The 9,091-nt window shown below is 68.1% G+C and carries 9 protein-coding genes and 3 pseudogenes; 4 read left to right on the plus strand and 8 right to left on the minus strand.

The window, feature by feature from the left end; all coding sequences use genetic code 11:
- Positions 1-9 precede the first annotated feature (9 nt).
- Positions 10-389, plus strand: a pseudogene (locus tag ACIPWY_RS39770) (transposase); the annotation flags it as partial.
- Between the two features lie 505 nt (positions 390-894).
- Positions 895-1,284, plus strand: coding sequence for a hypothetical protein (locus ACIPWY_RS39775; RefSeq protein WP_059420476.1), 390 nt, complete (start codon positions 895-897; stop codon positions 1,282-1,284).
- 962 nt (positions 1,285-2,246) lie between these two features.
- Here ACIPWY_RS39775 and ACIPWY_RS39780 read toward each other — a convergent pair.
- The 4 genes from ACIPWY_RS39780 to ACIPWY_RS39795 all read right to left on the minus strand — a co-directional run bounded on the left by ACIPWY_RS39780 (position 2,247) and on the right by ACIPWY_RS39795 (position 6,232).
- Positions 2,247-2,957: a type 1 glutamine amidotransferase domain-containing protein gene (locus tag ACIPWY_RS39780; RefSeq protein ID WP_393705933.1), complete on the minus strand. Its 711-nt coding sequence runs from the start codon at positions 2,955-2,957 to the stop codon at positions 2,247-2,249.
- A 69-nt stretch (positions 2,958-3,026) separates the two neighbouring features.
- Positions 3,027-4,613, minus strand: coding sequence for a succinic semialdehyde dehydrogenase (locus tag ACIPWY_RS39785; RefSeq protein ID WP_393705934.1), 1,587 nt, complete (start codon positions 4,611-4,613; stop codon positions 3,027-3,029).
- 7 nt (positions 4,614-4,620) lie between these two features.
- Complete coding sequence (locus ACIPWY_RS39790; RefSeq protein WP_393705935.1) at positions 4,621-5,547, minus strand: acetoacetate decarboxylase family protein; 927 nt, start codon at positions 5,545-5,547, stop codon at positions 4,621-4,623.
- 106 nt (positions 5,548-5,653) lie between these two features.
- Positions 5,654-6,232: a TetR/AcrR family transcriptional regulator gene (locus tag ACIPWY_RS39795; RefSeq protein WP_393705936.1), complete on the minus strand. Its 579-nt coding sequence runs from the start codon at positions 6,230-6,232 to the stop codon at positions 5,654-5,656.
- A 395-nt stretch (positions 6,233-6,627) separates the two neighbouring features.
- Here ACIPWY_RS39795 and ACIPWY_RS39800 point away from each other — a divergent pair, with 395 nt between their 5' ends.
- A complete protein-coding gene (locus tag ACIPWY_RS39800) occupies positions 6,628-7,548 on the plus strand; it encodes an NAD-dependent epimerase/dehydratase family protein (protein WP_362909194.1) in 921 nt (306 codons plus the stop codon).
- Here the strand turns inward: ACIPWY_RS39800 and ACIPWY_RS39805 are convergent.
- Together ACIPWY_RS39805 and ACIPWY_RS39810 are read right to left on the minus strand one after the other, a co-directional pair.
- Entirely contained in the window at positions 7,512-7,772 is a 261-nt protein-coding gene (locus ACIPWY_RS39805) for a helix-turn-helix domain-containing protein (RefSeq protein ID WP_393705951.1), read from the minus strand. The two genes, ACIPWY_RS39800 and ACIPWY_RS39805, sit on opposite strands and share 37 nt — an antisense overlap.
- Before the next feature lie 66 nt (positions 7,773-7,838).
- Positions 7,839-8,093 (minus strand): hypothetical protein, encoded by a 255-nt coding sequence (locus ACIPWY_RS39810; RefSeq protein ID WP_393705953.1) that lies wholly within the window; start codon positions 8,091-8,093, stop codon positions 7,839-7,841.
- 181 nt (positions 8,094-8,274) lie between these two features.
- Between ACIPWY_RS39810 and ACIPWY_RS39815 the strand changes: the two are divergent.
- A pseudogene (locus ACIPWY_RS39815) lies at positions 8,275-8,439 on the plus strand (ADP-ribosylglycohydrolase family protein); the annotation flags it as partial.
- 3 nt (positions 8,440-8,442) lie between these two features.
- Here ACIPWY_RS39815 and ACIPWY_RS39820 read toward each other — a convergent pair.
- Both ACIPWY_RS39820 and ACIPWY_RS39825 read right to left on the minus strand, forming a co-directional pair.
- Positions 8,443-8,790 (minus strand): annotated as a pseudogene (locus tag ACIPWY_RS39820) (transposase); the annotation flags it as partial.
- A partial coding sequence (locus ACIPWY_RS39825; RefSeq protein ID WP_401537031.1) for a heparin lyase I family protein occupies positions 8,691-9,091 on the minus strand: 401 nt, incomplete at its 5' end. The pseudogene ACIPWY_RS39820 and the gene ACIPWY_RS39825, both read right to left, overlap by 100 nt.

The raw sequence follows: 9,091 nt of genomic DNA on the forward strand, positions 1-9,091 counted from the left end.
GGGGTGACTGTGGCCTTCTCTCGGACTTGGCCACCGTCAGACTTCGGTGCGACCCGACAGCCGTGTTCGCGTCAGGAGTTGGGTGTTGTTCGGGCACGAGGGCTTCGCCGTGGATTGTGTCGGACGCCTGTGGGAGCGGATCGAGCCGTTGCTGCCACGCAAACAGCGAACGTTCGGACACTCGGGCCAAAAACCCCTGTCCGTCCGGCAGGTGGTGTTCAGCATCCTCTTCGTGCTGCACGCCGGCATGCAATGGAAGTATCTGCCTGTGGAGTTGGGCTTCGGATCGGGCATGCCCTGCTGGCGGCGACTGCGGGACTGGAACGAGGCCGGGCGTCTGGCAGCAGCTGCACGAAGTGCTGCTGGCCGAACTCAACGCAGCTGCCCGTCGTCGCGTGCGGTGGTCGACGAACCTGCCAGGTCGGAGTGTTTGACGGTCTCGCGGGAGCGGCCGCATTCCGCCAGGCCGCCGGTCTGAGGCGCAGCGTCAACCGGATCCTGGCCACCACCACCTCGGTGTGGAGCGACGACGTATGGGCCGTGGACTCCACCCCGACTTGCGCAGCCGCTTGCTGTAGCCGGGCTGCTGGCGCAGGTAGGGGGAAGAGGTGGCGCAGGTGGGCACGGGCATGGCGGAGCCATTTGGCCTCGGAGGTGTAGCCGAGTATGGCCTGCATCGTGGCGAGGGTGACCAGTTCGCCATCGCTCAGGCGGGGCGTAATGCCGACCGGCGGGTGCAACGGCGCCAGGTCGGGATGCTCCTTCAGTATGTCGTCGGTCGTCGCATAGCGTGCTGTCGCGAGGGTGTCCATGCCGTTCGTCGCAAAACGATCTTGGACACCCTCGTTCTCGTCTCCGCAGGCACCCCTTGGACCACACCGCCAGGAGGAACCAGTGTCATACCCGCAACTGCTCACCCCCGAGGAGAAGCTCGCCGACGCGAAGAAGCTGTTGAGCCTCCCGCGTATCGTCGTGATCTGCGGCTCCACCCGCTTCATGACCGAGATGACCGAGGCCGATCTACGGGAGACCAAAGCCGGAAAGATTGTCGTCAAACCGGGCTGTGACATGAAGTCGCCGCACGAACTGTGGTCCGATCCTGTCGAGGCCGAGGCGCTGAAGGTTCGACTCGACGATCTGCACCGGGCGAAGATCCGGCTCGCTGATGAGGTGCTCGTGGTCGGCGACTACATCGGAGACAGCACCCGAGCCGAAATCGCCTACGCCCGGTCGCTGGGCAAGCCCGTGCGGTTCACGCACCCCGAAGTCGACCCCGACGCCTGACCGCCCGCTGCCACCTCAACGACCAGGGCCGGCAACCCGCCGCCTGACCGTCTCGCGGTGGCTTCGGCCGCCCCCTGCACACCCTGCAGGCATCTCTTGGAATTGATCACCTAGTTGTTACCTGGGGATGTACCGCCTAATAAGCGAGCGCTCTGGTGCGCCCATCGCCACCCCAACGCCCTTCATCGCACGGGGCCGACCACGCGCCCCACTGCCTGCGCACCGCTCGCATCCCCGTCCGAATCATGAGTCTCCTCCTTTGACGCGAGGCGGCATTCGCTAGGGCTAAACGCAATTGACCGATGCCTAATCTGTGCGGCGTCGGATCCAGTCTCGGATGCGTAAAAGGCCCTGGTGCTTCCGGTACGGGACCGCCCAATCTTCAGCGCAGAGCAAGCAGAGCAAGCAGAGCAAGCAGGCCAAGTTCCGCTGTACCCAGCTTGTTTCTGTTACCCGCTGTACGCATCCCAACTGCCTTGAGCGGCACACCTACGCAAACTGCGGGAAGGCGCTACGGGGCCCGTGTCTGCTCGATCGCCAGCGTCCGCGACGGTTTCGACTGGCCAATGTGCTCAGCCGCGGGCCGGTGGCGGTACCGGTCTGCGAGGGAGCACTGGCGGTCAGGCGAGGCCGACGGTCACGGACGGGTAGTTGACCGCCCGGCCGTTCCGTCGTCCCCGCTGACGAACGTCGGCTGTGATGACGTCGTCAACTCGGTGGGAGCCGTGGCCGCGGCCTTCGGTTCGCGCCTTTCCGCGGCTTGGGCGGGGCTTTGCCCCGCGGAGCCGCACTGGGTGGAGGTGGTCGAGGAGGATGCAAGTCGTTCGGATGCACGACTCGGGCCCCGAGTTCGCGTGCTCGTTCAGCCTTGCCGACGTCCACTGTCCCGTCGCTGACGTGGAGCGCGACCTTCGGCGACATCGATCCGGTGTCCTTCCGTCATGGAAGGACTGCGTCTCGACTCAGCCTCGCTCCTTCGACGCGTTGCCCTCGATGACTTCGACGACCTTCTTCGCTGTGGCCTTGGCCGAGCCCGGGTTCTGGCCGGTGACGAGGCTGCCGTCGGTCACGACGTAGGAGACGAACGGCAGTGTCGCCTTCTCGTAGAGCGCGCCTCGCTCTTTGGCCTTCTCCTCGGCGTTGTAGGGGACCAGCTTGTCGACGCGGGCGAGGACCTCCTCGGTCCAGGCGAATCCCGTGATCTTGCGGCCGGCGATGAGATAGGAGTCGTCGGAGAGCCGGGTGTTGAGCAGGCCGCAGTAGCCATGGCAGACCGAGGAGACGACGCCACCGCGCTCGTAGATCTCGCGGGTGATGCGCTGCAGGCCCTCGCTGTCGGGGAAGTCATACATCACCGCGTGACCGCCGGTGAAGTAGATCGCGTCGTACTCGGACGCGTCGATCTGGTCCGGGCTCGCCGTGTTCTCGAGCAGCGCCGTCTTCCCGGGGTCGGCGCGCCATGCCTTGGCGGTCTTGTCGTAGTTCGGGAACTTCAGCGCACGCGGCTCGAGAGGCACCGCGCCGCCGGCCGGGCTGACGAGCGTCTGCTCGTAGCCGTGCTCCTCGAAGACGTGCCAGGCATGCGTGAGCTCGGAGAGCCACAGGCCAGTGGTGTGGGAAGGGTCGTCGTAGTGGCCGACGTTCGTGACGACGTTGAGGACGCGCCTGGTCATGGCTGATCTTCCTTCATGCGGACCGGGATGGCGAGGTGACGGGCCGTCGTATCCGGAGCCAGTGGACTGTCAGCGGATGCCCAGGGCACGCAGCGTCTTGAATGCCCGGGTCAGGATCCGCGCCCACTGCTCGTGCTCGACCCCGCCGGGCGGGGCGAAGCCCTGGAGGCGCTGGTGGGCGACGGTCTGGGCTTCGGTGTACTTGAGCAGCCCGTCGGCGCCGTGACGGCGGCCGAGGCCCGAGTCGCCCATGCCGCCCATGGGAGCGTCGATGCTGCCCCAGGCGGCGGCGAACGCCTCGTTGACGTTGACGGTGCCGGCGTGCAGCCGTCCCGCGACCTTACGGGCCTCGGTGCCGTTGCGGCCCCAGACGCTCGCGTTGAGGCCGTACGGCGTGGCGTTGGCCATTGCCACCGCCTCGTCGACCGACCGGCAGCGGTAGATCGACACCACGGGGCCGAACGTCTCGTGGTCGAACAGCGTCATCTCCGGGGTCACATCGGCCAGGATCGTCGGCTCGTAGAACAGTGGTCCGAGGTCGGGCCGGGCCTTGCCTCCGGCCAGCACGGTCGCGCCTTTCGACGCCGCGTCGTCGACGTGCGAGCTGACGGTCTCAAGCTGCGAGGGGGTGGTCAGCGAGCCCATGTCCACCGAGAAGTCGTAGGCCGCACCCAGGCGCATGGCCCGGACGCGTTCGACGAACGCGGTGACGAACGCGTCGTGGATCTCATCGGCGACGTAGAGCCGCTCGATGGACACGCACAGCTGCCCGGCCGAGGGGAAGCAGGCGGCGACCGCGCCGGCGGCGGCCTTCTCGATGTCGGCGTCGGCGAGGACGACCATGGCGTTCTTGCCGCCGAGCTCCAGGGACGCGCCGATCAGCCGCTCACCCGCGTTGCGCGCGATCTGGCGCCCGCTGGCGGTGGAGCCGGTGAACATCATGTAGTCCCCGCCGGCCATGAGCGCGTCTCCGATGGAGCTGCCACGGCCGACCACCATCTGCCAGACGTCGGTCGGCAGGCCGGCCTCGCGCATCAGGGCCAGAGCCCACAGCGCGGTCAGGGCGGTCTGGGTGTCGGGCTTCTGTACGACGGCGTTGCCGGCCATCAGGGCCGGGATGGCGTCGCCGGCGGCCATGCTGAGCGGGTAGTTCCAGGGCGAGATGACGGTGACGACGCCCTTGGGGTGGTGCAGTTCGGTGGTGTGGGTCAGCACCGGGATCGCGCCCTTGCGGCGCTTCGGTGAGAGCAGCCGATGTGCGCTGCGCGCGTAATAGCGGGCGGTGATCGCGATGTCGCTGACCTCGAGGAACGCGTCGCGACGGGTCTTGCCGCTCTCGGCCTGCATCAGGTCGAGGGCTTCCTCCTGCCGCTGGAGGACGAGGTCGTGGAAGCGCAGCATGATGCGCTTGCGGTCGGCCACTGGGGTGGCCGCCCAGTCGGCCTGGGCAGCGCGTGCCCGGGCGAAGGCCTCCTCGACGTCGTCGGGGGTGGAGACCGGCAGGTCCGCGAGCGGTGCGCCGGTGTACGGCGAGGTAGTGGCGACCCGCTGGGCTCGGGCGCCGGCGGCCACCAGGGTGGCCAGGCGGGTGACCCGGGACGGTGTCAGCCATGCCGGGAGGGCGGCCTCGGCGGGGGCGGTGTCCGTGGTGGTCATCGCGGTCTCAGCTCCGGTTCTGGATGGAGGTGGGCACGGGCATGTGCAGCGCCAGCTGGCCCTCGGTGGTGACGTCGAGCTGGATCGAGCGGACCGGCTTCAGTGAGCGCAGGTCGTCGCTCATCCGGCCCTCACCGAGCTGCAGGTCCAGGCCGCGGGGGAACCGCGTGGTTCCCGAGGAGAGCATGTTGATCTGGCTGGTCGTGGAGTGCCAGGCACCGTCGATCGTGGTGTAGGAGGTCAGAGTCGAGACGTGTTCGCCGGTGGGCCGGGCGGTCTGCTTCGGGGTGGGCGCCGACAGGGCGAGGTCAAGGCCGCCCTGGTCGTTGGCGACCCTGGTGGAGGTGCGCGCGGTGTCGATGTCGACGTCGAGCTCGGTGACCCACTTGGGGAACCCATAGCCGTCGTGGCCGCGCACCTGCGCGATCTCGGTGTTGACCGGGAGCGAGAGGACGTAGGAGTGCAGGGAGTCGTTCTTGAGCCCGGTGACCAGGTCGAGCAGGCCCAGCCCACCGTGCCGCGCCGGCTTCACGGCGATGCCGACCGCGGCCTCGGTGTAGAAGTCGATGTCGCAGACGTCGTACCGAAAGGCCATCACGGAGACGATCCCGAGCCCCGGGGCGATCTCGAGCGGGTCCAGCTCCCGGGGCAGGCGGGCCCGGATCGTCTTGGTCGGCGCGAGCATCGTGAGCCGGGTCGTGGAGATGCGGTAGTAGAAGTTCGGCGTCAGCGTGGGCCCGATGAGGGAGTCCACGCGGTTCTTCGGCATCCGGCGGAAGAAGTCGACGCTGCTGACCCGCGGGTCCCGCTCGACCTCGTCGAGGTCGGTGTCCATGCGGAACCGGTCATAGAGGCCGCCTTCAGGGACGGTGACGAGACGCCCTCCGAGATCGACCTCTACGGTCCGGTCGGTCAGCTTGCCGGTCGGTGTCATGGACTCTCTCCTCCGATGTGAGCGGTGCTAACACCGAGGATTGCACGGCATGTGAGCACCGTCAACAATGGATGATGTGAGTCGCGCGACGGGCGGGCAGCACACGTCAGGAGCCGACCGACGTGATGGCGAGGAAGGCGTTGCGCACCCGGTCGGCGACCTCCTCGCCCGACGCGGCCTGCAGCTTGCCGTCGAGATACAGGCAGGCCAGCCCGTGGGCCAGCCCCCAGCCGGCCGACGCCAGGGCCGAGGCGTCCGCGTCGGGGAAGAGGCGATGGAGTGCGTCGGCCAGCAGCTGGTGCAGGGCGCCGGCGGCCTTGATCCGCTCGTCGTCGGCGTCATCGCACGGCTTGCCGAACATCACGCGGAACAGAGCCGGGCGCCGCAGTGCGAAGGCGACGTAGGTGGCAGCGAACTCGGCCAGGTCCGGGAGCGAGGCGGGCAGGTCGCGCCCGCCGCCCAGGTCGGCCAGCAGGTCCCGGAAACCCTCGACGGCCAGTGCGGACTCCAGGGCGTCGCGGTCCTTGAAGTGGCGATACGGCGCGGTCGGCGACACGCCGGCCTGGCGCGCGACGGCGCGCAGCGAGAAGGGCTCGCCACCCTCCAGCATCTCCATCGCGGTCGACAGCAGTGCCGCCCGCAGGTCGCCGTGGTGGTAGCCGCTCTTCTCTTCTGATGTTGACATTGCTTACTTCGCCCTCCTATGCTTTGTTAGCACTGTAAACATAGTGTACGTCCGCCGGAACCGAGCCCTGTGGGAATGGGCCCGCATGGCGCTCAACGGCCGACCGACGTACGCGGTCGACCAGCCGATCACCACACCGGCCCTCGTCATCAGCCTGGGCGACGACACGCTGTCGCCGGTCGGGGCAGTCGACGACCTCGCTCATCGCCTCTTCTCGTGCACCTCGGTGGCACGCTGGCACCACACCCGCGACCAGGTGTCCGAAGGCTCGGCCAACGACCACATCGGCTGGGTCCGCACCCCGGCCGCGGTGGTCGACCGCATCCGTGGTGGCACGACGCCGCTCGCAGCTGGGCTGTCGTCGGCACCTGCACCATCCACCTCAAGGAGACCCCATGCAGACCGTTCTCGGCGCCGGCGGGCCGATCGCCGACGAGCTCGTGAACGAGCTTCACCGCAACCACACCAAGGACATCCGCCTCGTCAGCCGCAAGCCGTCGAGGGTGAACGACACCGACGAGCTCGTGGCCGCAGACCTCACCGACGCCGACGCCACCAGCCGTGCTGTCGCGGGCAGCGACACCGCCTACCTCACCGTCGGCCTGCCCTTGGACTCGGAGCTGTGGGAGCGACAGTTCCCCGTCATGATGCGCAACGTCATCGACGCCTGCGCCGAACATGGCGCGAAGCTCGTTTTCTTCGACAACACCTACATGTATCCCGGAACATCGACGCCCCAGACCGAGTCGACAGCATTCGCGCCGGGCGGACGCAAGGGACGGGTCCGCGCACAGATCGCCACCGCGCTGCTCGAGGCCATGCGGGCCGGCCGCGTCGAAGCGCTGATCGGCCGAGCGCCCGAGTTCTACGGTCCCGGCCGGACGAAGAGCTACACGAACTCGTTGGTGTTCGACCGGATCAAGGCGGGCAAGCGGCCGTTCGTCCCGGTCGACGCCCATGCCAAGCGGTCCCTGATCTGGACCCCCGACGCGAGCCGCGCTCTCGCCCTGCTCGGCAACACCCCGGATGCCTACGGCCAGACGTGGCACCTGCCGGTCGACCCGGACCGGCAGTCCTACGCCCAGCTCATCGAAATCGCCGGCGAGGTCACCGGCCGAAAGATCGGCTACACGGTGCTGCCGATGCCCGCCTTTGGCCTCGGGCGCCGCTTCGTCAAGCCGCTCGACGAGATGTACGAACTGCTCGTCCGCTACCGCGACGACAACATCTTCGACAGCTCAAAGTTCGCGGCCCGCTTTCCCGAATTCCAGGTCACGAGCTATCGGGAGGGAGTGGAGCGGATCCTCGCCGGCTGACCCGCCGACAGGTCCTCCCGTCGGCCGGCTCGTGCCGCGATGCCGAAACGGCTCCGGTACTCCGACGGCGTGACGCCCGTGGCGCGCTGGAAGAGCCGATGGAAATTCGATACGTCCAAGTAGCCGACGCCGCGGGAGATCTGGGCGACCGGCTCGTTGGTCAGCTCAAGCAACTCACGTGCCTTCGGGATGCGCGCCGCCTGGATGTATTCCGTCGCTGTCAGGCCCGTAGCCTCCTTTTACCGCCGCTGGAAGGTGCGCGGGTGCATGGCCGCGAGCTGCGCGAGCTGCTAGACGGAGTGAGGCTCGTGGCGGCAGGCGTGCAGCTGCGCCTGCACCGCGCGGATGTTGCTGTCACCGTGCTGGAGCCGGGGCGTGAACTCCCGGTAGAGGGACCGCCGTCGGCGCGGCGGGTCGGCGAGGACGAAGCGTGCCGTTTGCAGCATGACGGTGGGACCGAGCATCCGGTCCACGAGGGTGAGGCCCAGGTCGACCCACGCCAGGATCCCCGAGGCAGTCACGATGTCGACGTCGTCGATCACCATGCGCGAGGCGTCGACCCGAACCAGTATGTGCCGGAGTAATGCTTCTGCCCTTTGTGCCAGTGAAAGGTTCACCATGGAGCAGCAGCCCCCAATGCGTCGACCGAGATTCGGCCCGCGGTCGGTCCTCGAGGAGCTGTCCGTTCGTCTGACGAGCGCTGACTGTCACAGCGGGATTACCCCGGGTGCATTCTCCGCGCGGTTTCCCGCGCCTGGTGCCGGTGGCGAGATGTGTGGAGGCGGTGGCTGGGACCCCGGCGAGGCCACTGACGACACGCAGATGGCCGTCCTTGTCGCAGAGTCGCTGTTGGAGCGGGGCGGGCTGGATTGGCCGGACATCTTCGCCCGCTTGCACGCGCCGGTAGCCCCAGGTCGGGTCCTCGCGTACCAGGAGCAGGACCAGCAGGCGGATCGAGCGGCTGGTGCGCGGCCGCTCGACACGTTTTGGCTGGGACTCCTCGGCGTGCCGGCGTCGTGTCAGGTCCCGGTGCCAGCGCAGCACGGTGTCGGGTCGGACCAGCAGCTGCCACGGCCCGTACTCCGACGGCAAATCCCGCCACGGAGCACCAGTCTGGGCAACCCGCCCGCGGATCCCGTCGATCAGCCTCCTCCGCCCCACCCTCGGCCTGCCCCGCATCGTGACCGGCAGCATTGGCTCCAGTGCGGCCCACTGATCCTCAGTAAGGTCCCCTCGCCCCATGCCGTGATCATCACGGCGCAGGGCGAACCACGAAGCCCACTTCTAAAACACGGCCGGCCCTGGTCGACGTCCGCGCGGGACTGTCCCAGCTTCAGGTCGTCGATCCAGACGTGGGAGTTGACGCCGTTGATGCCGGTGCCGTACGTGCCCCACCTGGGGTTGTTGCCCATGTCGTCCCAGGTACGGACGCCGGTCTTGCCGACGACCTTGGTTCCGTCCATCCACACCTCGAACGAGCCTGTGTTGTCCGAGCGGGTGGTGATGCCCAGCTCGAGCTTGTGCCAGCTGCCGGCCGTCCAGG

The sequence above is a fragment of the Streptomyces sp. NPDC090032 genome (assembly GCF_044748025.1).
Taxonomy (GTDB): domain Bacteria; phylum Actinomycetota; class Actinomycetes; order Streptomycetales; family Streptomycetaceae; genus Streptomyces.